Here is a 23,967-nt window from a genome sequence, read left to right as displayed (position 1 = left end):
TTGTCAATGCTCGATACGCGTTTTTCATACATTTTTTCTCTGTTCAATAGCAGTGAATACTACAGGATTTAATATTAAGCTTTATCCGTATCCATCCAGTGCTGTATTTTAGCCATCATTGTCTGCATGGCCTGTGCATTGCTCAGTTTAGGCAATTCTGCCAGTAAAACCTGTTTTGGCGGTTTTACATCCTCATGCTGCCGCTGCAAAATAAGGATGCTTTTAGCCGATTGTTCATTTTTAAAAAGTGAAGTAGGCAGCTTCAGCAAACCCTGAATGTGAACCGTTTTTTGTAAATATTCGTGAAGCTCTCCTGCAAGTGGTGATTCAAATAAGCCATTTGGCACTAAGAAAAAGAGATACCCTCCTTCTTTTACATGCTTAATGCTTTGCTCTATAAATAAATGATGAGCATAGGAATGCCCTTCCTTGGCCTGAAGTTCATAATCAGCTGCTCTTACATCATTTGGATAATAACCGACTGGTAAATCACTTACAACCACATCCGCTGGGTCAATAAATAATGGCTCAAGCGAATCCTGATTATATAAATGCAAAGGCTGTTCTGTTAGGTTTGCCCCTACATACGCCAGGCGTACCAACACCTCATCAATTTCAACGCCATGAGTAATGGCCACTTTTCCCCGAAGCTGATTCATAATGGCCAGCACCAGATTCCCGGTGCCAAGCGCAGGGTCAAGCAAAGTAAGCTCTCTGTCATTCTGAGTGAATTTATCCATTAAATAACCAATCACCATCGCGATGGAATCAGGGGTCATTTGATGGTTAGGCTGAATATGCTCTTTCATTCCTTTTAAAATAGCTAATTGGAATGCTTTTCGAATTTCTTCTTTTTCGAACTTTTCTAACGGGTGATCCTCGTATAATTTTACAAGACGTTTTTTTAGCACCTCATCGATATCCTGGTTAATTTCACCTAAAAACCAGTTTTCCCCGCTATCTGCCAGTGCTTCTAAAAAAGATGCAGCACGAGCGTCCTGCAAGGCAGCTGAAGTTTCATTTAGCATGCTAAAAACCGTCTCAACGGGAGAATGACTCATCTATTATTCCTCCTGTCCTTTTTCTCAACAACCCATTTTACCGTGACAGATCAAAAATTGAAAGAAAAGTGCATGTCAGAATAAAAATTTGCAGCCATATAAAAACCCACAAAACATACGCTCTGTGGGCTTTCTCATTCTATACGATTACTTTGCAGATTTAACTGCCTCAATTGCTGCTGAATAATCAGGGTGATCAGTTGCTTCACTTACGTATTCTGCATATGTGACCACATCATTGCTGTCGACAACAAAAACAGCGCGGGCAAGAAGTCTAAGCTCTTCAATAGCCACACCATATGCTTTGCCAAACGAAAGATCACGGTGATCGGAAACGGTTTGAAGGTTTTCAATTCCGTTTGCTCCGCAATAGCGGCGTTGTGCAAATGGAAGGTCTACAGATACAGTTAAAATTGTTATGTTTCCAAGCTCAGATGCTTCTTCGTTGAAGCGGCGTGTCTGTGCATCACAAACACCTGTATCCAGCGACGGAACGACACTGATTAAGCGGACGGTGCCTTTAGAATCCTGCAATGAAACAGGAGAAAGATCGGTCGCGAGCACTGTAAAATCTGGCGCTTTGTCCCCTGCTTTTACCTCTGACCCTTGAAGTGTTACTGGATTTTCTTTAAATGTAATAGCTGCCATTTGTATCACCCTCCTATATGTATGAACTCATGTCCATCATACTGAATGGCTCCCTCAGTTAGCAACTGATAAGCTGTGATTTTTATTGATAAGGAGGCTGGTCATGGGATTGATGGTGCTGTCCCTGATTCCATTGGTTTTGAATTCTGCTAATAGCACCAGGAGCAAGATCCATTAATTTTTCAAGTAAATGCGTTCCTTCGTTCAAATGATGCATCTTGATGCCTTCTTTTCCAACGATTAAAAATGCGATTGGGGTGATGGATACTCCGCCACCGCTTCCTCCACCAAAAGGATGTCCTCCGGAAGACCCTTCACCAGCCGTATCGTAATCAGACTGAAATTCACTTCCGCCTGTTGCAAACCCAAAACGAACCTTTGACACTGTCATAATTGTGCTTCCATCATGGGTTTCTACAGGATCTCCAATGATTGTATTAACATCTACCATCTCTTTTAATTGTTCCATCGCAGTGGACATAAGTCCCTCAATAGGATGCTCCATGAAACTCACCAACCTTTTTCTGTTTTGACTGTCCGCGGTCAAGCCACAAACGGACGCCGATTATCATAAGGTGCCCCAAACGAATGGATACTATGCATGAGGCAGACATCTTAAAAGCAGTAATGCCATAAAGCGGGACTACACGATGACTCGGCTGGCAAGCCAGGATGATTTTACGTTCCAGCAGAAGCCTGCACCAGCTGTGCGTCATCCAGATCAATGAGGATAACAAAGCTGTGTAATCTGCAGCTCCAACGCCAAAATGAATTTCAGTGGACCATTTTTCCAAAGATGTTTTTTTAAGCAGTTCATTTATATGCTGTTTTGCATGCTTGTACCTTTTTAAAAATTGATTGTACTTCTGCTTGGCTGTTTCAATGTCATTCATTGAAAACGACCCATGTTCAGTTGTTTTTTCGGATTTCGTCTGAGACTGCTTTTCATATTTTACTGTCCCCCCCTCCTCTTTGATAAAAGGAATGGACATTTCTTTTCTATAAAGGCCATTAAACAGTTTTAATTTGAAGTCGATGCGATCATTTTGACCTGTTTTTATCATGTTTATCTGAAGGCGGATTTTTGAAAAAAAGACATAAAGAATTAGGAATATGATGAAGCATGCAATCCCCGCCGCTATGCTGATCCACATACGATACCATTCCTTTCCTCGTTTTCCCTATTATGCCCAACAAACACAGAAAAAACCTGCCATCAGTTGATGGCAGGTTTTGCTAAAGCAAGTACAGTTCGTTCATGGATAACAGTGGTATCAGCGATAAGATCATGTACCCCTTGTTTTTTAGGGGTGAAAGCCACGACCAGATACAGGATCATCAGTAAGGGAATGGTAAATACAGTGAGTGCTGTATGAATATATCTTCCTACCAGCTCTCTAAAAAGAACTGCTGGCCAGGATAATAACTCACCCTTTAATGACACTACCTTCAAACCAAAAACCATCTTACCTAATGTCTGGCTATAAAATTTTGTCATTAAGACAAAATAGGCAAAATAGGTGAGTGTGGCTGCAATACCAGCAACACTAATGATGCCGATCGGCTCATTTAACCCTGTTAATCTAAAAACCGGATAGATCAATAAACCATTTAATGCTGCAATGACCAGCACATCAAACAGGTATGCCCATACCCTCATCCAAAAACCTCCATAATGAGGTAATGTGGTAAGGGGGGAGTTTTTATCAATTCGTTTTTCTGCCGAATCATGTTCTGCAGATGCAGACCCCGGGTACACATCCGCCGATGGCCGATCAACTCTATCATTACTTGCTTGAACCTGCTGCTCATTTTCCAGTGCAGAAGGCTCTGATGACCGTTCATTTTTATTATCCAAAGCTGCACCTCCTTAATCAGCGTATAAATACATCGGACGAGGTCCGCCAGTATTACTCATCACTTCAGATAATACCTGACTCTCAAGCCCGCCAAATATTTTTTGAGCCTGCATGGTAAATAACGAACCGAAGTTATTAGGCATTTCATAATTAATTACTTCACCATCAGGAATTTTAAGATCTTTTTTAAGTCCGGCAATAACATCTTCTTCATAGCCATAGTCATCAATAAGATCCAGTTCCAGCGCCTGAATGCCATTATAAATACGGCCGTCCGCAATTTCTCTTACTCTTTCCTCTGAAAGACCTCTTCCATTTGCTATGACTTCAACAAATCCGTCATAAGAATCATTCAGCATGCTTTCAACGATTTCAATATCCTCTTCCTGAACCTCTCCTGTTGGACTCAGCATATCTTTAAATTCTCCGGACGTTATCGTAACAAACTCAACACCCAGGTTATCCGCTAACTGACTGTAATTAATGCTTTGCATAATAACACCGAGTGAACCCGTCATTGTTTCTTTCGTTGCAAATATCTTATCAGCAGGTGCAGATACATAATAGCCGCCGGATGTTGCCTGAGCGCCCATGGAAACATAAATCTTTTTCTTCTTTTCTTTGATCTCCACTAATTTATCGTGGATTTGAGCACTTTCGACTACTCCTCCGCCGGGTGAATTAACACTTAATACAACCCCTTTTATGGAGTTATCATCTCTGATTTGATTTAGTTGGTTCATAAAATGAGTATGATTATACCCAGCTCCAGCAAGAAGCCCACCCTGTTCGCCTGTGTCCTGTATGGTGCCGTTTAGTTCGACAACCGCAATCCTCTCATTTGCATTTCCTGCTTCCAGAATCGATTCAGGCAGACCTTCATTTGCATTTACACTAGATAACATGTCATCAAGATCTGTTGTTAAAACTGCAGTTAATAAATTTATTCCAATTGATACAAAAAACAAAATACCCGCAATTACAAGGGCAATCCACCTTTTTGTGGCCATTCACTGTTCCTCCTTTTGAGCGTATCTTTCTAATACGGTTCAGTTTTAGAAATGTTTCATTTCATGGTACACTTTAAAAAGTATCCCTTGTATGTAGTTGATTATTCAGTAATCAATAACTCTGATTACCGCAAGGAGAGCCTTACATATTGTACCAAACAATCATTCAATCAGACAATGTTACGGAGGGAACAATCTTGGAAAATCGTCGAAATCTTTATTTTTATGCCCGCAAAGATGAAAAAACAAAAGAGCAGCTTCTAACGCTAAGTGAATTGGCAGAGCGCTATGGTTTTACTGTGGTTAACGATTCAAAAAAAGCGAATATTATTGTAAGTGTTGGAGGAGACGGAGCATTCCTGCAGGCGGTTCGCAAAACTGGCTATCGTCAGGACTGTTTATATGCAGGCGTATCTACTTCCGGAAGCCGCAGTTTATATTGCGATTTCCATATTGATGACATCTCCACAATGATTGAAGCTATGACAAAAGAACAAATTGAAGTCCGAAAGTATCCAACGGTTCAAGTGACGGTGGACGGAGAAACGAACTTTTTATGTCTGAATGAATTCAGCATCCGCACAGGGATTGTTAAAACATTTGTAATGGACGTTTATATTGACGACTTGCACTTTGAGACCTTCCGTGGTGACGGCATGATAATTTCAACACCAACCGGCAGCTCGGCTTACAGCAAATCAGTTGGCGGCGCAGTGGTCGACCCCATGCTCCCTTGCATGCAGGTCAGCGAACTTGCCTCTGTTAATAACAATCGCTTCCGCACATTAGGTTCTTCCTTTATTTTAAGCGGCCAACGCAAGCTGCGGCTTACGATTACACAGGATGGCAACGATTACCCGGTAATGGGCCTTGACAATGAAGCACTCGGTGTCAGTCACGTAAAACAAGTAGACCTTGTCCTAAGCGACAAAATCGTTAAAACAGTCAAACTAAAAGACAACTCCTTCTGGGAAAAAGTAAAAAGAACATTTTTATAATAAAAGCAGAAGCAGGCGTCCAGCTCCGAAAGACGTAAGACAGGCCGGCAAGCAGGCGGTCTTTGCCTGCATGCCGGAATGGCTTACGATCCGAGGAGTTGCCTGCTGGAGCTGGATTATAACAAAAAGCAGAAGCAGGCGTTCAGCTCCGACAGACGTAAGACGTTCCGTCAAGCAGGCGCTTTTTGCCTGCATGGCGGAGCGGCTTACGATCCGAGGAGCTGCCTGCTGGAGCTGGATTATAGCAAAAAGCAGAAGCAGGCGTTCAGCTCCGACATGCAGGAAACAGAAAAAGCACACGACCTTTTGAGTCGTGTGCTTTTTATTAGTGAATGTGTGCTCTTCTTATTCGTTTAGGCCGTGCCAAAAACCATTTTGAACGGGAGAATGTAAAAATTGTTAAACTCGCCCAAATAAAAATAAACGAAATAAGGTCAATCGAAGTAAATGGCTCTCCATAAAAGAAAATTCCAAGAATTAACGTTAATGTCGGAGCAATGTATTGCAAAAACCCAATCATATAAAGCGGAATTCGTTGGGCACCTTTAGCAAAAAACAATAATGGAATAGCAGTTGCTGCCCCGGCACCGATTAATAACAGATCAATATCTAGCATACCGGAAAACAAGGCAGGCGTTCCGCTTCCGGCCAGATAACCCATATAAATAAGCGCAATTGGCATGATGGTCAAGGTTTCAAGCGTTAACCCGATGGCCGGATCCACTTTTATCATTTTTTTTACTAATCCGTAGAGACCAAACGACATAGCAAGTGTAAAAGCAATCCAGGGGAATACTCCATATGAGATCGTAATAATTAACACACCGATTAACGCAAGAATAAATGAAACAACCTGCGCTTTTGACAACACTTCTTTTAAAACAATAACCCCTAATAATACAGATACCAACGGATTAATATAATACCCGAGGCTGGCCTCTACCATTTGATTTGAATTTACTGCCCAAATGTAAATAAACCAGTTAATGCTGATCAAGAGTGATGCTGTAACCAGAGCCGCCAGTCTTTTCTTCCGCTGAACCAGGGCCATAGCTTCTATCTTAAAAGCTCGGATATTTCCTGTTACCAGGAGCAGCACAAGCATAAACCAAAACGACCAAAAAACACGATTTGCTAAAATTTCATCTGCGTTTACTTCGGCTAAAAACTTCCAGTATATTGGCAAAAGCCCCCATAGAGCATAAGCAAAAGCGGCAAAAAATATTCCTTTTTTCTCTCCTGATTCCATATCGTTCTCCCATTCTTTTGAGTTGCGAAATAAAATTTATTATACGCCCGATTGCCATTTAGTCAAGACTCTAAATGGAATACATTAAATAAATATCCAAGATAAAAAGCACTCACTATTATGAGTGCTTTCACCAGCTGCCATGTGTAATTAAAAAGGCATAACAGTCTAATTTAATCTTCAAATACAATTTTACCATCTACTACGGTCGCACTAACCTTTAAAGAAAGTAGGTCGTTGATATCGATGTGAAAAGGATCCTTTTCAAGAATGGTAAAATCAGCTGAATATCCTTCTTTCAGCATTCCGCGGTTATGTTCATGATGACAAGCAAAAGCACTGCCTTTTGTAAAGAGCTCGATCGCCTGATATAAGGACAAGCATTCTTCCTCCCCATAAACTGTATCATTACCAGGTGAAGTTCTTGTCACAGCAGCATGGATGCCTAATAAAGGCCCAAGAGGTTCAATGGGAGCATCTGAACCTCCCGCACAAGACACTCCTCTTTCCAAGAGCGTTTTCCAGGCATAATTCCATCGCATTCGTTCTTCGCCAATCCGATCAATCACCCACGGAAAGTCAGATGCTACAAAACGGGGCTGAATATCTAAAACGACCGGCAGCTTTTCTACGCGGCGAACCAGATCTTCATTTAGAATTTGCGCATGAATTAACCTATCCCGCTGATTGCCGGATGGAAACTGTTCAATTGCATCCAGGACATATTCAAATGCCAGATCTCCGATTGTATGAACAGCAATAGGCAAGTCATACTGCCTTGCTTTATACACCAGCTGTTTAAGTTTTTCAGGGCTGTGAATCGCCACTCCATTTGTTGAAGGATCATCAGCGTAACCGTCCTTTAAAAGCGCTGTACGGCCGCCCAGTGCACCGTCAGCAAAAATCTTCATTGCACCAAATTCCACGTACCGGGATCCTGATAGAAAAGAGTGGCCTTGACGGTGCCAGTCCTCAATAACCTGATGATGGACCAGCAAATGAGCCCTGAATTGATTTCCTTCTTCTTCAATTACCTTTTGAAAGGCTCTATATGTGCGTGTAAAATCTCCGTAATAACTCAGATCTTCAGTATGCCCGCCAGTAAGGCCCAGGGACCATGCATGCTCTACACCTTTTCGCAGGGCTTTTTGAATATACTCATCCTCAATCGGCGGAAGTGCCGCAATCATTAAGTCCTGAGCCTGATCTTTTAAAAGCCCGGTCAAAGCATTATTTTCATCACGATCGATTAAGCCGCCTTCAGGATCAGGCGTCTGCTCATCTATTTTTGCGATGGCAAGAGCCACTGAGTTTACTACAACAGCATGACGGCATATCCGCTTTAATTGAACGGGATGACGAGGCGCCACAGCGTCCAGCTCGGCAGCTGAAATCACTTCAGGCACAGCCCAGCTGTTTTCATTCCACCCGTCACCTAAAATCCACTCTCCTTCAGGCAGTTCTGTCACTTTATCTTTAATTGCATGCAGTACTTCATCCTTTGATTTCATTTGAGACAAGTCTAAGCGCATGAGCGTTTCGCCAACTCCGATTAAATGAAGATGGCTGTCTACAAAACCGGGAAATAACGTTTTTCCATTTAATTTAACTATTTTTTTAATGGATTTTCCATAACGATTGTTGAGATCCGTTTCATTACCCACTTCAATAATTTTCCCATTATTAGTAACCATTGATTCCACTGTATGGTTTTCCCTCTGCATCGTATAAATTGTTCCATCTGTCCAAAGTTGCATGACTGTCTCCCCCTGACATCTATGTACGATTCCATTACCCTTATGTAAGTTTACAAAATATTGGAGAAAAGTTGAAGTACGGCGCTCAAAATTAATATGTAATGAATAAAGTGCAGGACACGTTTTATTGTTTATGAATGTATTGTTTTACCTCACTCTTAGCATGATAGGGTCACTCAACCCCTTCGCACTCAACCAACAGCCATCTTCAAAAAGCAAATAAAAAAATAAAAAGCCGGCAGCTCTATTAGCTGTCGGCTTTTTATTTTTAAGAAAGAATTAATTATTTTGAAGAACCACCTAATTGTTGTTCAGCCATTTGAACAAGACGTTTAGTGATTTCTCCTCCAACAGAACCGTTAGAGCGAGCTGTAGATTCAGCTCCAAGTTGTACTCCAAATTCAGTTGCGATTTCATATTTCATTTGATCTAGTGCTTGAGCTACACCTGGTACAATAAGTTTGTTTGAACTTCTGTTTGCCATGTGTTTTCACCTCCCTTGTGAGAATAGAATGTGCAGAAATTCGCATCTTAACACTGGTAATTATTTCTTATGTGACTTTTTTTTGCAGCTGCTAAAAAAGATCTGAATAATCATCTTTGATTTGTTGATCTGGCGCGTCTGGCGTCAGTATTTCTGTCTCTGTTAAATCAACCGCTTTTTGAAGCATTTCATCAAAATCCAGAAAGCTTTCATAAAAAACAATCTTTTCAAGCTTTGGTTTTGTTTTAGGTGCAGCTGGCGTAAAAATAGTACAACAATCTTCAAAAGGTAAAATTGAAATGTCATATGTCTGAATTAATTTTGCGACATCAATAATTTCTGTTTTGTCCATTGCAATCAGCGGCCTTAAAACCGGTGTTTCAGTCACTGCATTAATGGCCTGCATGCTTTCCAGGGTCTGGCTTGCCACCTGTCCGAGGCTTTCGCCAGTAATGATCGCTCTAGAGCCCGTTTTATCCCTGATCATATCTGTAATCTTCAGCATCATTCTTCTTGTTGACGTCATTGTATAGTTTTCCGGCACCTGCTTTTGGATCGCTTGCTGAATAGCTGTAAATGGTACGATGTGCAGCTTTACTGTTCCGGAGTAACGGGCTAACTGAGCTGCAAGCTTTCTAACCTTTTCCTTTGACTGTTCGCTGGTAAAAGGCGGACTGTGAAAATGCACCGCTTCGATTTCAACTCCACGTTTTAACATTTGATAACCGGCAACAGGACTGTCCAGACCGCCAGACAGCATCAAAGTTGCTTTGTTGCCTGTACCGATTGGCATCCCACCTGCACCAGGTATTTTTTGCGCAGACAAATAAACGCCCTCTTCGCGCACCTCTGCAACCAGTTCAATTTCAGGCTTTTTCATTTTCACAGTTAGTCCTGCAACGTTTTTCATCACATATGATCCTAATTCAAAGTTTAATTCATTTGTATCAAGCGGAAATGATTTGTCTGCTCTTCTGGCTGATACTTTAAAGGTAGCCTGCCCTTTAACAATCGAGGAGACTAAGGAAACTGACTGAGCTTTCATTTCTTCCAGATCTTTATTCGTTTTTATCACCGGGCTAAAGGACTGAATACCGAAAATTGGTTCCAGTCGATCTGAAATTTCCTGTGCTTCAGCAGGGTTTTGAATTAATAAATGCATGCGATCACGTCCTGCTTCAATTTTGACAGCAGAAAGACCTGTAAGCGCGTCGGTTATGTTACGTTTCAATTGGTTTATAAATCGATTTCTATTTTTTCCTTTTGTAGAGATTTCCCCATAACGGATAAGAATTCTATTGTATTGAATCATGCTTAATTTAAATTCCTTTCATTAGTGGTGGAATAATTTCCGACCACACTTTTTGTAGTTGATCAACTTCCTTCTGAGAAGTGTCATGAGACATACTGATACGAATTGTCCCGATTATCTCAGCTTGCGTAAAGCCCATTGATTGTATCGTTCTGCTCATTTTCCCGCTTTTTGAGGAACAGGCACTGGTTGTAGAAACATATATCCCCTTTTCTTCAAGAGCATGTACAATTACTTCTCCTTTTAATTTTGGAACGGCAACGTTTAAAATATGAGGAGCTCCTATTTTGGGGCTGATGACTCGAACATAAGGCTCGGAAGAAAAAAACTGAAGCAATTGTTCGCGATAAATTTCCATGGCTGCAAGGCCTTCTTTATTGTCGGTAACCATTCTCATTGCTTTAGCCATCGAAACCGCACCTGCCACATTTTCTGTTCCGCTTCTCAGTCCGCTTTCCTGATTCCCGCCTGTATTTTGAGCGGTAAGAGGATTAAGCCTTTTGTTAAAAAGAAGGCCGGATCCTTTTAAGCCATGAAACTTATGAGCAGAAATAGACAGCAGATCTATTTGATGATTGTAAATTTCCAGCGGGACTTTTCCGAAGCTTTGAATGGCATCCACATGAAAAAAAGCACGTGATTGTTTCTTAATTAGTGCTCCAGCCTCCTGAATGGGCTGAATAGAACCCGTTTCGTTATTTACATGCATAATGGAAACCAGAATCGTTTTATTTGTTAATGCATCGCCAAGATCCTCTATTGAAATAATGCCCTTTTTATTGACAGGCAAATAAGTGACTGTAAATCCATCTTCTTTTAATTCCTCAAACACATTCCGAACCGATGGATGTTCAATTTGTGTGGTTATTAGATGATTTCCTTTGTGCCTGTTTGCCTTAACAATTCCTTTTATGGCTAAGTTATTGGATTCCGTGCCGCCGGAAGTGAAAATAATTTCTTCTGTTCTCACTCCAAGAATGGAAGCAGCTTGCTGGCGGGCCTTCTCGAGTAAAGTCGAGGCTGTTGAACCAAGCTGATGCAGGGAAGAAGGATTTCCAAAGTAACGCTCATTTACTTGCATAAAAGAAGCGAGTACTTGCTCATATGGTTTTGTTGTAGAACTATTATCCAAATAAATCATTTTTCACACTCTTTCATTTGATTCATAATTGCTTTTAAACATCCTTAATCATAACACAACTCAATTTAAACAAAGATGCTTCACATTTAAATCACTTTTACCATAAGAAAATTTTATTAATTCCGACTATTTGCATTTTCGACAAATTTCGATTAACTTGTGATAAAATACTCGAGGTATTAAAAGAGCACTACACGGAGGTCAAATATGAAACAGAAAACCTTGTCTATTGGTAGCGTTTTCACAATAGGATTAATGCTTTTTGCTTTATTTCTGGGAGCCGGAAATATGATTTTCCCTCCACTTCTGGGACAGCAGGCTGGTGAGCATGTAGGCACTGCCATCATTGGATTTTTATTAACTGGTGTAGGGTTGCCGCTGCTTGGGGTTATTGCAATTGCTTACTCTGGCGGAGATCCCCAAAAATTAGCAAGTCGTGTGCACCCAATTTTCGGAATAATCTTTACAATTACATTATATTTAGCAATCGGTCCATTTTTTGGAATTCCAAGAACAGCAACTGTATCATATGAAATTGGGATCCTGCCATTTCTTCCGGCCGATTTAACAACTGCAGGATGGCCGCTGCTCTTGTTCTCAGTAATATTTTTTACTTTAACTGCATTTTTGTCCTTAAATCCATCAAGACTTGTAAATCGCATTGGTAAATTTTTAACTCCTGCTTTAATTATTATCTTAACCGCTCTTGTGGCGGGAGCATTTATAACTCCGATGGGGGAACCTGGTACACCTGTTGACGATTATGCCACTTCTCCATTCTTTACAGGTTTTATAGAAGGGTATTTAACATTGGATGCAATTGCTGCATTAGTGTTTGCTCTGGTTGTTATTACAGCGATTAAAAACAAGGGCATCAAAGAAAGGGGAGCACTTGTCCGCACAACGGTTTATGCTGGTTTTATCGCTGCTGCAGGGCTTGCGCTTGTTTACCTGTCTTTAAGCCACCTGGGAGCTACGAGCATCTCTGCAGTAGGCGAGCAGTCAAACGGTGGGGCATTGCTTACAGCAGCTGCTGCATATTTATATGGTTCCAGCGGTGCGGTTATATTGGGTTTAGCTATTGGAGCAGCCTGTATAACGACTTCGATCGGATTGGTATCTTCCACTGCAACTTATTTTTCACAGCTGATCCCTTCTGTGCCGTATAAAGTGTTTGTTTTTATTTTCGCTGGATTCAGTATGATTGTAGCTAACATAGGATTGACACAGTTGATCGCCATCTCGCTTCCGGTACTGGTCATGATTTATCCGATGGCTATCGTGTTAATCTTTTTATCTTTTTTTCATCTTTTTTTTCGTGGATATCAAGCTGTCTACATCGGTGCCATTATTCCAACTTTTATTGTTGGGGTCAGTGACGGACTGGCAGCAGGTATCGGGGAAAATTTCCTTTCCGATTCACTGGCTTTCCTTCCATTAATGGATCAGGGAGTTGGCTGGATAGTTCCCGCTCTTATTGGCGGAGTAATTGGATTCATATGGGCTGTTTTATCCAAACATTCAACTAACACAGATAAAATAACTTCTATCTGAACAATAAAAAAGTTGGCTCCGGATTCGGAGCCAACTTTTTTATTGTTTTACATATTGTCGATCTTGGATAGCATCCCCTGTGAGCTCCTCAATTCGTTTGAGAGCGCCAGGCTCAACCATCTCAATCGCTTCAGAAGCCTTTTCAAGTGCCTCCTGGTACTGAGCTTTTCTAAATAACAGCTCCGCTTCGCTAAGGCCAATATAAACCTCTTCGTGTTTGCTGCGGTAGCGATTCCCGTATTGGATAACCTTTTCAACAGCCTGAGCTGTTTGAATCATTTTTTCCGTTTCCTGACAGGCCGCTTCGACCATCACACTTGATGTGGAGGCATGCTGTTGGATCGTGATCAGATTAAGTGGTTTTTCGCTTAAGCTCTGTTCCAGCAGATAAAGCTGATCATGAGCATCGTCTATTTGATCCAGTATATACTCCGGATATCGAGGAAGATTAGCATGACGCATCTTTCTTTCCTGCTCTTTTAGCATATGTTTTAATTCCTGATCAAGATCACGAACATTCACTTCATCCTGGCGCAGTCTTTGCAGCTGTTCCTTAAATTCATTTTGAGCCGGGGCAATAGCTTCTAATTCTTCCCGGATAATTTTCAGTTCATCCCATAGAATTGAAAAGGCGGTTTGGCCGGCATTCAGCCGTTCTTTTACAACGGTATACTTTTTATCAATTCTAAGAAGCTTTTTCTCAATTTCTCTAGGCACATCAAGATCTTCTTTATCCATTTTATATCCCTGGCGGACAAATTCTGTTTCGGATTTCAACGATAAATTTTGGTCCTGTTGACTGTAGAGCCATTGACCGGTTGGTTCAGCAAATTCTGCTACATTTGCCCGGGCGTCCACTTCTTTTTCAAGCAAATCGTACAAATTATCAATTTGATCATGTATTGCAGTAATTAATATGCCAGCTTCCTGCATTTCCAGACGATTCACATGCGTGCGTGCCTGGTCAATAGAAGACTGAATAAGTTCAGCATCTTTTTCAAGAGTGATGTGAAACAATGGAAAGCCTGCAACCTTCATTTCTTCAAAGCCTTCTTTTAACTCTGATAGCTGAGAGGGCATTGTATAGTACGTTTCATTGTACATTTCCGGCAGCTCATCCAGCAATCGCTTTATTAACTCAATTTCATCAGCAAGCAAAAGGACAAGCTCTCTGGCCGCTAAATAATTTCCATTTTCAGTCATTTCATTATATTGAATGAGCTTGGGATCAATTGCTTCAATTTTACGTTCAATCGCTTCTGCTGCTTTGCCGTATGTATGACGCTGAGTAAACAGTTCTCTTCTTGCGATTTTATAGTCAGATTGAATTGTTTCCATTTCTTCTTTGTTTTTTTCGTCACTGCCCATCAGTTCTTCAAGCTCAATTAAAATTTGATTCATATCCTTTTCCGCTTCGTCCAGCATGATTCGGATAGTGTCTCGAAGAGTTTTTGATTTTTTAAATTGAAATTTATCAATGTATTCTTCTGCATCAAATAAAAGGGAATCAACTTCGGCTAATTTACCGTCTGCTACTTGAGTCCATGTTTTACGCCAGCCTTCAAATAATTCTTCCGTTTGACCGTTCATATTTAACTGCTTAACCTTTGTCATTTCCTCAAGAATTGGCCGATGTTGAATCTCTAGCTTTATTGCTTCTAGTTGATCCACTTCTTTGTACTCTTTTTTACGCCAAAATAGGGCTATGGCAATGATGATTACGATTAATATGACGGAACCGATTAAGTACTCCATCTTACGCCTCCTGTCCAAACAACCGACATCTCTTTTAACAACCATTGGATGTTCACGATATTGACTTTATGATACCATGTTATCAGTGATTTTTCTTGTTTTTTCTTATTTTTTTGACACAATAGCTAATCATCCTTATGTATTCTTTGTTTTTCAGTTATTTTCGCCTATAAAATATCCGTTACATAGAAAGGGGTACAGGGTTAATGAAACTGAGAGATGGACATATTCATAGTCCTTATTGTCCACATGGTTCAAAAGATTCGTTTACACGTTATATTGAACGCGCCATAGAACTTGGGTATGATGAAATTTCTTTTATGGAGCATGCACCCCTGCCAAAATCATTTACAGACCCTACGCCTGACAAGGACAGCGGCATGAAAATGGATCATCTGGAACAGTATTTTTACGACCTTTCAGACCTTAAAAAAGCATATAAAAAAGACCTGGCCATTCAGACAGGTCTGGAAGTTGATTTTATTAAAGGCTTTGAAACTGAAACGGCTTCTTTCTTAACCGAATATGGAAAGGAATTAGATGACTCGATCCTATCTGTTCATTTTTTATTAAAAGACGGAATATATGACTGTATGGATTTCAGCCACCAGGTATTTAAAAGGATGATCACCCGCTATGGCTCATCAGACAGCATTCATGAAGCTTACTACCAGACTGTTCTTGATTCCATAATGGCTGATCTTGGTTCATTTAAACCTAAACGAATCGGTCATATAACTTTGGCAAGAAAATTTCAATTAAAGTATCCTTTTGCTAAATCTCATAGCCATCTTATAGATGCCATTTTAAAAGCAGTGCAGGAAACGGGCAGTGAATTGGACTACAACGGCGCAGGTGCAGTTAAACCTTATTGCAGGGAAGTATACCCTTCCGAGGACATTGTCGCTAAAGCAGTCCATATGGGCATCCCTCTTGTTTACGGGTCCGACGCTCACCAGGCAGATGACCTTAACCAGGGCCGCGAGCAATTAATTCTGCCATCTGATCTATCATAATACTATCGCAGATTCACAGGTTACACCCAGATACCACTCCTTGATGATATTGCTGTACAGGCGGGTAAATAGTTTTTCGCTTGGATTGACGTTCCAAAGCTCCTGTATGGTCTGACTTTGTAAAAAAGGCATCGAAATCATAGACGTTAACTGAATGAGGAAAAATGAAGGTGATATCTTAATGGATATCCCTTTTTCTATATCCTGTGCTAATAACAGTTTCCAAATATATTGTTCTTTTCTCAAATAGCAGGAGGTCATTTCGCGTACCATTTGGCTGTCCATTGTGACTTCCCTCCATGCAAACCTTGCGAAACGGTGGTTTTGCTGCTGAAATTCAATCAGAGAAAAGGCGGCTTCCATCATGAATGACCGTGCCGGGTCATTTGTTAATTCAATCGATTTTGCGACTTTTTCAAGCACCTCTAAATAGGGTTCAAAAAATCCGATTAAACACTCTTCAAGTAATCCCTGCTTACCGGCAAAATAATAAGAAACAGTAGCAACATTGACGCCTGCTTTTGCAGATATTTCACGAATACTTGTAGCGTGGTATCCTTTTGTAAAAAACAAATCAACCGCTGCAATCATGACATCAGATTTAGTTTCACGCTGTTGTAAAATCGCCATCTCTGTTCATCCCCTTCTTAATGATTGCTTACAATCATGGAGTATGCTAAAAATAGAATACTGTCTTTCTTAAATTCTCCACTTATGACTGCTTACCTTTAAAAACCTCTCACCAAATATCGGGTAAGTATGCACAATTGACAGAATATTTAATCAAAAAGAAGGTGAACAGTTTGTTTACTGTCGAAATGTATAAAGGAACCAAAAAAGAACAATACACGCTTGTTCATAAACAGCTGCGCGCCCTGCTGGATGGGGAAACAAACCAAATTGCCAATCTGAGCAATGCTTCCTCACTGCTTAATCAATTTCTGGATCGGACAAACTGGGTTGGATTTTATTTAACAGATAAAGATGAGCTTGTGTTAGGTCCTTTTCAGGGTCTCCCGGCATGCGTGCGCATTCCTTTTGGTAAAGGCGTATGCGGCACATCAGCATCAGAGCGTAAAACAATGAGGGTTGAAGATGTTCAGGCGTTCCCTGGCCATATTGCCTGCGATGCTGCATCCCAATCAGAAATTGTTGTTCCTCTTATCAAGAATGGCCGTTTACTTGGAGTGCTTGATATAGACAGCCCTGTCAAATCCAGATTTGATGAAACGGATGAAAAAGAGCTCGAAAAATTCGCAGCAATTCTAACAGAATATTTATAAAAAATGCTCTGTTAACGCGAAAAACGAGGGTGTTGCACAAGTCCCAGTAGCCGCTCTAATTAATCCATCTTACGCTGTAATCAATAATGCCCTTGCGAACATGTTCGCAAGGGCATTATTTCTGTATTTTTTTGTTGTCTACCTGCAAATCTGCTGAATTAATTTTCAATTAGTACTGATTCTTCAAAAGCAAACCCTAAATAACGATATTTTATATTTACAGAATGGATTGGTTTACTATGGACCACGCTTATACCATAACTTTTATCATTTTCAGTAGCAGTACCATTGTTTACTTTTTCTAATTGTGACGCTGGGGAGGTATGGGGTAAAATGTCAACATCCCCTATTTCCCTTATCCCATATTTGCTTGCTTCTTTGTTAAACGTATCAGTTATTATAAGGCCCTGTATGGGATTGCTAACCTGCAATTTCCGTGTCAGGGGCTGTTCATTCTTATTTATTACCACACTCTCAATTTCCACATCACTAAAACCTTTATTTCCTATTTCCACCAATACTGCTTTTTTGCCCTCAGTGGTGCCAACTGCACCACTTACCAGGGGTGGATTGGATTTTATAAAAGAAAAAAGTCCGACGGATAAAATAATAATGGTTATAAAAGCAATAATCATTATTTTTTTCAATTTCTTCCCTCCAAATATTAATTTCATCCACATAAATGTTCATTATAGATGTCCCATTCTGCGAGCATATCAGACTTAAACACATTGTTTTAAGCAGCAGGATAAAATATATTTTCCAAATTATGATTTTATGCCGAGCAAATTGATTTATACCAACTTTTTTAATCTGCATTTTTTAGTGCGCATGGATAAAAAGAATGGGACACAAGGAAGACATAGACTATTTCTGCAAAACAAGACCGGTTCATATGACTACAGGGTAATTCAAAAAAGAAAATAATTCAGCTCAAAAAAGAATGCCTTAATGTAATGGCATTCTTTTTTGTTTAATCAGTTATGTCCCATTCCATTCATTTGTGGTTTTGTCCCAAACTTTTTTCATACTATTAAGTTGCAGGCATTGCCATATCTTTCAGTTTTTGAAATGCCTGGTCAAGGTCCTCGCAAATATCTTCCCAGGCTTCCAGACCGACCGACAGCCGGAGCAGCGTATCCGTAATTCCCATCTTCGCTCTCACGTCTACTGGAATAATGGAATGGGTCATTGTTGCCGGATGCTGAATAAGTGACTCAGCATCTCCAAGACTTACAGCAATTTTCACCATCCCCAGCTCATTCATAAATTGCTGTGCCATTTCTTTTGTTCCGTCAATTTCAAATGAGATTAAACCTCCGTATTGCAGCATTTGTGAAGAAGCAATTGCGTAACTTTGGTGATCCTCCAGCCCTGGAAAATGAATTTTTTTTACAAGCTGATGATTTGATAAATACATAGCAATTTTTGCTGCATTCTCACAATGCCGGTCCATTCGGACAGGAAGTGTTTTTAAGCCTCTTATTAACAGCCAGGCATCAAACGGTGACATAATGCCGCCAATATCTTTTTGTGTCGTCATGCGAATATGATTCATTTGCTCCAAAGAGTCTCCTATTAAAATTCCGCCTACGACATCCCCATGTCCGCAAATATACTTTGTTGCACTATGCACAACATAATTTGCCCCTAATGGAATTGGCTGCTGGAGGTAAGGCGAACAAAATGTATTATCAACAACCACTGGTATATTGAATTCTCCTGCCACTTTGCAGACCAAAGCAAGATCAATTAATTCCATTGTAGGATTTATCGGTGTTTCAATATAAATACAGGAAGTGTTTGGAGCAATTAGACTGCGAATTCCTTCTTCTGTAGACATATCAATAAAATCATGTTCTATTTGAAATTTTTCCTTAAGCATTTCAAGCAAACCAAATGTGCATCCATATACTCCGCGGGAGCATAAAATATGGTCTCCCGATTTTATCAGATGGAAAAGCACGGCCGAAACTGCGGCCATCCCGGATCCAAAAGCAAGGGCGCTTTCACCTTTTTCAAGTGAAGCCATTCTTTCTTCCAGAATCCGTACCGTTGGATTTCCGAGTCTCGAATAAATATAGCCCTCTTCTTCACCTGCAAAACGCTGCTCCCCCTGCTGCGCATTTGCAAATGTGAAAGTTGATGTCTGATATAAAGGCGGCGCAAGAGAACCAAAGTGCTCAGCTGAATCATAACCATCATGAATCACACTTGTCTCAAATCGCTTTTTTCCTTTCCCCATAAAAAGTTCCCCCTATAATGTAATCGCTTACATTATTAGTTTATGCTATTTTCTTTATGTTGAAAAGGGTTGACTTACACTATCAAGTTAATTGGCAATAACCTATGGGTAATAAGGCTAAACATTTATAATCATACAGATAGGAAAAATAGAATCAGTTATTGACATACTCAGTCTGCCATTATATGATGGTAGTTGTGTAAAATAATGCAGCCTATTGTGAGTGCATTTGATCGTGCATTTTGTTCCTATGAATTTAGGTGCATCGCGTAACCCTTGCTGCAGGGCGATGGTGCAAGATGACAAAATGGCATTAAATGATTAATCACGCTTATGGTTTTTATTTTACAACAAAATAAAAACACAGAGGAGGAGTCAACTTATGGCTCGTTATACAGGTTCTTCATGGAAAATCTCTCGTCGTTTAGGTATCTCCCTAAGCGGAACAGGTAAAGAATTAGAAAAGCGTCCTTACGCTCCAGGTCCACACGGTCCTACTCAACGTAAGAAGCTTTCTGAGTATGGTCTTCAATTACAGGAAAAGCAAAAGCTTCGTCACACTTATGGTGTAACTGAGCGTCAATTCCGCAACCTATTTGATAAAGCTGGTAAACTAAAAGGTAAACACGGTGATAACTTCATGATCCTTCTTGAAACTCGCCTTGACAACCTGGTATACCGTTTAGGTCTTGCTCGCACTCGCCGTCAAGCTCGTCAACTTGTTAACCACGGTCACGTTACAGTGGACGGATCTCGCGTAGACATCCCTTCATTCAGCGTAAAACCTGGACAAGTTATCGGTATTCGCGAAAAGTCCCGCAAGCTTAACATTGTTAAAGAATCAATGGAACTTAACAGCTACACTCCTGAATACGTATCATTTGATGCTGACAAGCTTGAAGGAACGTTCACTCGCTTCCCAGAGCGTACAGAACTAGCTGCTGACATCAACGAAGCACTTATCGTTGAGTTCTACTCTCGTTAATTTTAACGGAGCTGATGTTTCAACAAAAAAGTCCAGAAACCCTATCGCGGGTTTCTGGACTTTTCTATTTTTCAAATTCATACTGTTATCCTTTTTAGCAACATAAAAAAGGGAAACACCTCCTAAACAAGGACTCCCCTTCATGTGAAATCAAAAACAAAACAATAACCAATAAAAACAAATCTACCCTCCAATATAAACACTCTCACAGGTTCCTGCTTCAGGTTCATAATAGCAATGATTTTTAAATTGACCGGCAAAAGGCTGACCATACCACGTTGGAGGACATGGACCATATGGATTGAAATACCAAAGAGCATACTTTGCAGGCTGCTGGCTCCAGTAATCCAAGTTCATTTTTGCTAATCTTTTTTCAACAGATCTCGCTCTGTTATAAAATAGATTTCCTTTTTGAACGGCTTCGAAAGAATAATTTCCTCCTTGAATATGAAAAATGACATCACGGATGGTCCTTACATCAGCAAAGTCTAAACAATCTACTTTCGCACGATTAACAATAACATTTCCAACGTAAAGCATTCCTTGTTTCCCTTCACCCTCAGCCTCTGCTCTCATCATCCTGGCCATTAAAGCAACGTCTGAGTCTTTGTACTTTACTCTTGGCATTTTTTCACCCCTAAAATAGTGTATGAAAAAAGAGCGCATTAATGCTTTATATAATTGCTGCAAGAATCGGTTGTAAAGACATTCTTCAATTACAACTCTTTCTGTATGATAAAATAATACAATACTAATTAATAGATCCTGGGAGTGAACGGTTCATGGACAAGAAAGATATTACAGTTATACGTAAACAGCTGAAAGCAGACAATGACCTGTTAAAAATTTCGGACATTTTTAACGTATATATTATGAAAGAAACGACCGATATATATCATCATCAGAGACAGCCTTTTGAAATGCTGGACAGTGACCAGCAGGAGCTCTTTATGAATAACTTTAAGAAAGTGCTGTCAGGACAAATGAATGAAAAATTATTTGAATTGAAGTTTCAGCGTGATGCTGAAAACAGCAGCCAGCTCATTTTACATAGAGGATTGCTGGGCTCGGGAGAAGATTGGGAGACACAAATGCTGTTGATGACAGAAAAAATGATTAAGGACAACTCTTATGAGAAAGACATTGTCATCACCTTCATACGGGCAGAGCACATGAAACCGATGAAGCGCAGCAATCCTGACTCTGAGGAAAGCGGACGGGATGCTGTATACTCCCACCCTTTCATCCTTTGCAGTGTAAATAAAACAGAAGAACCAAAAAAAGAAATTCAATTTGATTATATAGAAAAGGAATTTAAGTACAAAATTGAAGTGGACCCGGTTATTGATCTTAAAAAACCGATGAGCGGGTTTCTTTTCCCATGCTTCACCAATCATACATCAGACGTCAATCACATCCTGTATGCCGCTGGCAAAGCGAATGAACCTGACTATCACTTTATAGAGGAAGTGTTAAACGGCGAACAAATTATGACGGCTAAGGAAGATAAAGCGGTCTTCGAGGAAGTAATCAAAAATGTCGTAGGTGATCAGCTCTCCCCCTCTACTCTTGCAGCTGTTTACAGTGAGATTAATGATTCAATTGAAGAGAATGAAGAAGATGAATCCCCAAAACTTGATTATAAAGACGTAGAGAGAATATTAACAAAGAGCGGTGAACAGGTTGACAGTGAAAAGGTAAAAGAAGCTTTTCACCTCATTACCGATGACGAATCATACGAGCTGAAAGCAAGCAGCATTGTGCCCAAATACAAATCAAAATCAATTAAAATCAGCACAAAGGTTGCGAATATCTCCATCAGCCCGCAGGATTTGCAGTATGTTAAGCAAGTCAACTATAATGGCAAGCGCTGCATCATGATTGAAGTAGAAGAAGACGCAGAAATAGACGGATTCAAGATGCTGCCTGAGGCATTTGGGGAATAGGTTTCATTTCTCTCTTTTTACTTTAAGAAAAGCCCGGAACCCGTCTTAAAGGAGTTCCGGACTTTTTTTATTTTATGAGTACTGAATCATAAAGTATTTTTTCTTTCCTCTTCTGACGATTGTAAATTCATCTTCAAGCCGAACCTGACCTTCTAAATGAAAATTAAGGTCTGTAACGCGGTCTCCATTGATATAGACTGCCCCATTTGATACGTCTTCTCTTGCCTGACGCTTTGAAGAAGATATTTTTGCATCGACCAGCACATCAACGATATTCGTCGAATCTTCTTCCTCCAGCAAATATGTTGGCACATCTTTGAAGCCTTGTTTTATTTCAGAGCTGCTGAGTACTTTCAGATCGCCGCTAAATAGTGCAGATGTAATTCTCTGTGCCTGTTCCAGTGCTTCTTTTCCATGAATCATCTCTGTCATTTCTTCAGCGAGTGCTTTTTGTGCTGCACGAATATGAGGTTCATTTTGCACTGATTCTTCTAATCCTTCAATTGTTTCTTTTTCCAGGAAGGTAAAGAATTTAAGGTATTTTACAACATCGGCATCTGAAGCATTGAACCAAAACTGATAAAATTCATAAGGTGATGTTTTTTCAGAATCTAACCAGATCGCACCGCTCTCTGTTTTACCAAATTTCGTTCCATCAGCTTTTGTAACAAGCGGAATTGTCATGCCAAAAGCTTTTGCGTTATCATTCATTTTGCGAATCAATTCAAGCCCTGTTGTAATATTTCCCCACTGATCACTGCCACCGATCTGCAGCTTACAGTTCAGTTCTTTGTATAAATGATTGAAATCCATCGCCTGGATAATGGTGTAGGTAAATTCAGTGAAAGAGATTCCTGTCTCTAATCGGGATGAAATAGTGTCTTTAGCAAGCATGTAATTTACACCGACGTATTTTCCGTAGTCCCGCAGAAAAGAAATCATATCTATTTTACCAATCCAATCCAGATTATTAACCATAACAGCAGTTTTTTCACCGGAAATTGAAAAAATCTTTTTAAGCTGAGCCTGGATTGATTTTACATTATGTTCAACCTGTTCGGTTGTTAATAAAGAACGTTCTTCCTTTTTTCCACTTGGATCGCCTATTTGACCAGTTGCGCCGCCAACCAGAACTACCGGGCGATGGCCATGGTTTTGGAAGCGTCTCATTGTTAAAAACGGAAGCAGATGTCCAATGTGCAAGCTGTCGCCTGTCGGATCAGCACCGCAATACAGAGAAACGGATTCGTTCTCAAGAAGTTCCTTCATCCCTTCTTCATCCGTTTGCTGATAAATAATGCCTCTCCATGCCAAATCATTTAATAACTCCATTTCTACTTCCTCCTTTGGTTTATCCAGCTACAGCGGGCAGGGGCTCGAGTCATAATCCGTCCTTCCCAAAAGGCAAAAAGCGCCTTTCTGGGCAGGCCGCCTTATGCTTGTCGCCCCTTAACGCCCGCTTACGCTTTTACTCTATCCAGCTTCAGGCGCTAGCTGCTCGAGGTCATAAGCCACGCTGCCCAACTGGACAAAGAGCGTCCACTCGGCCACCGCGTCTTATGCTTTTCGCAGCTGAACGAGCGCCTTCCGCTTTTACTTTATCCAGCTACAGACGCTAGCTGCTCGAGGTCATAAGCCACGCTGCCCAAGTGGACAAAGAACGT

24 protein-coding genes are annotated in these 23,967 nt (G+C 40.4%); 7 read left to right on the top strand and 17 right to left on the bottom strand.

What is annotated here, in order from left to right; genetic code table 11:
* Positions 1–74: 74 nt before the first annotated feature.
* From E2R51_RS00950 to sppA, 6 genes are all read right to left on the bottom strand, one after another.
* Positions 75–1,061, bottom strand: coding sequence for a class I SAM-dependent methyltransferase (locus E2R51_RS00950; protein WP_133375156.1), 987 nt, complete (start codon positions 1,059–1,061; stop codon positions 75–77).
* A gap of 147 nt (positions 1,062–1,208) precedes the next feature.
* Positions 1,209–1,709, bottom strand: a complete 501-nt coding sequence (gene tpx / locus E2R51_RS00945; RefSeq protein WP_133375155.1) for a thiol peroxidase — start codon at positions 1,707–1,709, stop codon at positions 1,209–1,211.
* A gap of 82 nt (positions 1,710–1,791) precedes the next feature.
* Entirely contained in the window at positions 1,792–2,214 is a 423-nt protein-coding gene (ytfJ, locus tag E2R51_RS00940) for a GerW family sporulation protein (protein ID WP_133375154.1), read from the bottom strand.
* Positions 2,198–2,863, bottom strand: a complete 666-nt coding sequence (locus E2R51_RS00935) for a hypothetical protein (protein WP_133375153.1) — start codon at positions 2,861–2,863, stop codon at positions 2,198–2,200. The genes ytfJ and E2R51_RS00935 overlap by 17 nt, the downstream gene beginning before the upstream one ends.
* Before the next feature lie 62 nt (positions 2,864–2,925).
* Positions 2,926–3,567 (bottom strand): RDD family protein, encoded by a 642-nt coding sequence (locus E2R51_RS00930; RefSeq protein ID WP_240732932.1) that lies wholly within the window; start codon positions 3,565–3,567, stop codon positions 2,926–2,928.
* A 12-nt stretch (positions 3,568–3,579) separates the two neighbouring features.
* Positions 3,580–4,578, bottom strand: a complete 999-nt coding sequence (sppA, locus tag E2R51_RS00925; RefSeq protein WP_133375152.1) for a signal peptide peptidase SppA — start codon at positions 4,576–4,578, stop codon at positions 3,580–3,582.
* A 197-nt stretch (positions 4,579–4,775) separates the two neighbouring features.
* On the opposite strand from sppA, the gene E2R51_RS00920 reads away from it, so the two are divergent.
* Both E2R51_RS00920 and E2R51_RS00915 read left to right on the top strand, forming a co-directional pair.
* Entirely contained in the window at positions 4,776–5,576 is an 801-nt protein-coding gene (locus E2R51_RS00920; protein WP_133375151.1) for an NAD kinase, read from the top strand.
* A gap of 70 nt (positions 5,577–5,646) precedes the next feature.
* Positions 5,647–5,886: a hypothetical protein gene (locus E2R51_RS00915; protein ID WP_133375150.1), complete on the top strand. Its 240-nt coding sequence runs from the start codon at positions 5,647–5,649 to the stop codon at positions 5,884–5,886.
* 15 nt (positions 5,887–5,901) lie between these two features.
* Here the strand turns inward: E2R51_RS00915 and rarD are convergent, their stop codons facing one another.
* The 5 genes from rarD to E2R51_RS00890 form a co-directional block, all read right to left on the bottom strand.
* Positions 5,902–6,825 carry an EamA family transporter RarD gene (rarD, locus tag E2R51_RS00910; RefSeq protein WP_133375149.1) on the bottom strand — a complete coding sequence of 308 codons (924 nt, stop codon included), beginning with the start codon at positions 6,823–6,825 and terminating at the stop codon, positions 5,902–5,904.
* Between the two features lie 173 nt (positions 6,826–6,998).
* A complete protein-coding gene (locus tag E2R51_RS00905; protein ID WP_133375148.1) occupies positions 6,999–8,582 on the bottom strand; it encodes an amidohydrolase in 1,584 nt (527 codons plus the stop codon).
* A gap of 283 nt (positions 8,583–8,865) precedes the next feature.
* A complete protein-coding gene (locus E2R51_RS00900) occupies positions 8,866–9,066 on the bottom strand; it encodes an alpha/beta-type small acid-soluble spore protein (RefSeq protein ID WP_133375147.1) in 201 nt (66 codons plus the stop codon).
* 91 nt (positions 9,067–9,157) lie between these two features.
* A complete protein-coding gene (gene thiI / locus E2R51_RS00895) occupies positions 9,158–10,375 on the bottom strand; it encodes a tRNA uracil 4-sulfurtransferase ThiI (RefSeq protein ID WP_133376291.1) in 1,218 nt (405 codons plus the stop codon).
* A 10-nt stretch (positions 10,376–10,385) separates the two neighbouring features.
* On the bottom strand, positions 10,386–11,519 hold the full coding sequence (locus E2R51_RS00890; protein ID WP_133375146.1) for a cysteine desulfurase family protein: 1,134 nt from the start codon (positions 11,517–11,519) through the stop codon (positions 10,386–10,388).
* A 207-nt stretch (positions 11,520–11,726) separates the two neighbouring features.
* Between E2R51_RS00890 and brnQ the strand changes: the two genes are divergently transcribed.
* Complete coding sequence (gene brnQ / locus E2R51_RS00885; RefSeq protein WP_133375145.1) at positions 11,727–13,073, top strand: branched-chain amino acid transport system II carrier protein; 1,347 nt, start codon at positions 11,727–11,729, stop codon at positions 13,071–13,073.
* 39 nt (positions 13,074–13,112) lie between these two features.
* Here brnQ and E2R51_RS00880 read toward each other — a convergent pair whose 3' ends face one another.
* The gene (locus E2R51_RS00880) at positions 13,113–14,828 is read right to left on the bottom strand and encodes a septation ring formation regulator EzrA (protein WP_165967100.1); all 1,716 of its coding nucleotides are present in this window, start codon (positions 14,826–14,828) and stop codon (positions 13,113–13,115) included.
* 212 nt (positions 14,829–15,040) lie between these two features.
* Between E2R51_RS00880 and hisJ the strand changes: the two genes are divergently transcribed.
* On the top strand, positions 15,041–15,844 hold the full coding sequence (gene hisJ, locus E2R51_RS00875; protein WP_133376290.1) for a histidinol-phosphatase HisJ: 804 nt from the start codon (positions 15,041–15,043) through the stop codon (positions 15,842–15,844).
* Here hisJ and refZ read toward each other — a convergent pair.
* Positions 15,839–16,474, bottom strand: a complete 636-nt coding sequence (gene refZ / locus E2R51_RS00870) for a forespore capture DNA-binding protein RefZ (RefSeq protein ID WP_133375142.1) — start codon at positions 16,472–16,474, stop codon at positions 15,839–15,841. The two genes, hisJ and refZ, sit on opposite strands and share 6 nt — an antisense overlap.
* A 173-nt stretch (positions 16,475–16,647) precedes the next feature.
* On the opposite strand from refZ, the gene E2R51_RS00865 reads away from it, so the two are divergent.
* The gene (locus E2R51_RS00865; protein ID WP_133375140.1) at positions 16,648–17,127 is read left to right on the top strand and encodes a GAF domain-containing protein; all 480 of its coding nucleotides are present in this window, start codon (positions 16,648–16,650) and stop codon (positions 17,125–17,127) included.
* Positions 17,128–17,285: 158 nt separating this feature from the next.
* On the opposite strand, the gene E2R51_RS00860 is transcribed toward E2R51_RS00865, so the two are convergent.
* Together E2R51_RS00860 and megL are read right to left on the bottom strand one after the other, a co-directional pair.
* A complete protein-coding gene (locus E2R51_RS00860) occupies positions 17,286–17,774 on the bottom strand; it encodes a hypothetical protein (protein WP_133375138.1) in 489 nt (162 codons plus the stop codon).
* Positions 17,775–18,160: 386 nt separating this feature from the next.
* Positions 18,161–19,372 carry a methionine gamma-lyase gene (gene megL / locus E2R51_RS00855; protein ID WP_133375136.1) on the bottom strand — a complete coding sequence of 404 codons (1,212 nt, stop codon included), beginning with the start codon at positions 19,370–19,372 and terminating at the stop codon, positions 18,161–18,163.
* Between the two features lie 382 nt (positions 19,373–19,754).
* Here megL and rpsD point away from each other — a divergent pair, with 382 nt between their 5' ends.
* Positions 19,755–20,357, top strand: a complete 603-nt coding sequence (gene rpsD / locus E2R51_RS00850; protein WP_133375134.1) for a 30S ribosomal protein S4 — start codon at positions 19,755–19,757, stop codon at positions 20,355–20,357.
* 183 nt (positions 20,358–20,540) lie between these two features.
* On the opposite strand, the gene E2R51_RS00845 is transcribed toward rpsD, so the two are convergent.
* Positions 20,541–20,984 (bottom strand): cell wall hydrolase, encoded by a 444-nt coding sequence (locus E2R51_RS00845; RefSeq protein WP_133375132.1) that lies wholly within the window; start codon positions 20,982–20,984, stop codon positions 20,541–20,543.
* Between the two features lie 155 nt (positions 20,985–21,139).
* On the opposite strand from E2R51_RS00845, the gene E2R51_RS00840 reads away from it, so the two are divergent.
* Positions 21,140–22,303 (top strand): DUF4317 domain-containing protein, encoded by a 1,164-nt coding sequence (locus tag E2R51_RS00840; protein WP_133375130.1) that lies wholly within the window; start codon positions 21,140–21,142, stop codon positions 22,301–22,303.
* A 72-nt stretch (positions 22,304–22,375) separates the two neighbouring features.
* On the opposite strand, the gene tyrS is transcribed toward E2R51_RS00840, so the two are convergent.
* Positions 22,376–23,635 carry a tyrosine--tRNA ligase gene (gene tyrS / locus E2R51_RS00835; RefSeq protein ID WP_133375128.1) on the bottom strand — a complete coding sequence of 420 codons (1,260 nt, stop codon included), beginning with the start codon at positions 23,633–23,635 and terminating at the stop codon, positions 22,376–22,378.
* Positions 23,636–23,967 lie beyond the last annotated feature (332 nt).

Source organism: Jeotgalibacillus sp. S-D1, from assembly GCF_004358665.1.
Taxonomy (GTDB): domain Bacteria; phylum Bacillota; class Bacilli; order Bacillales; family Jeotgalibacillaceae; genus Jeotgalibacillus.
Note: the sequence above shows the minus strand (reverse complement) of the source record. Positions and strands in the feature narration are given on the sequence as shown.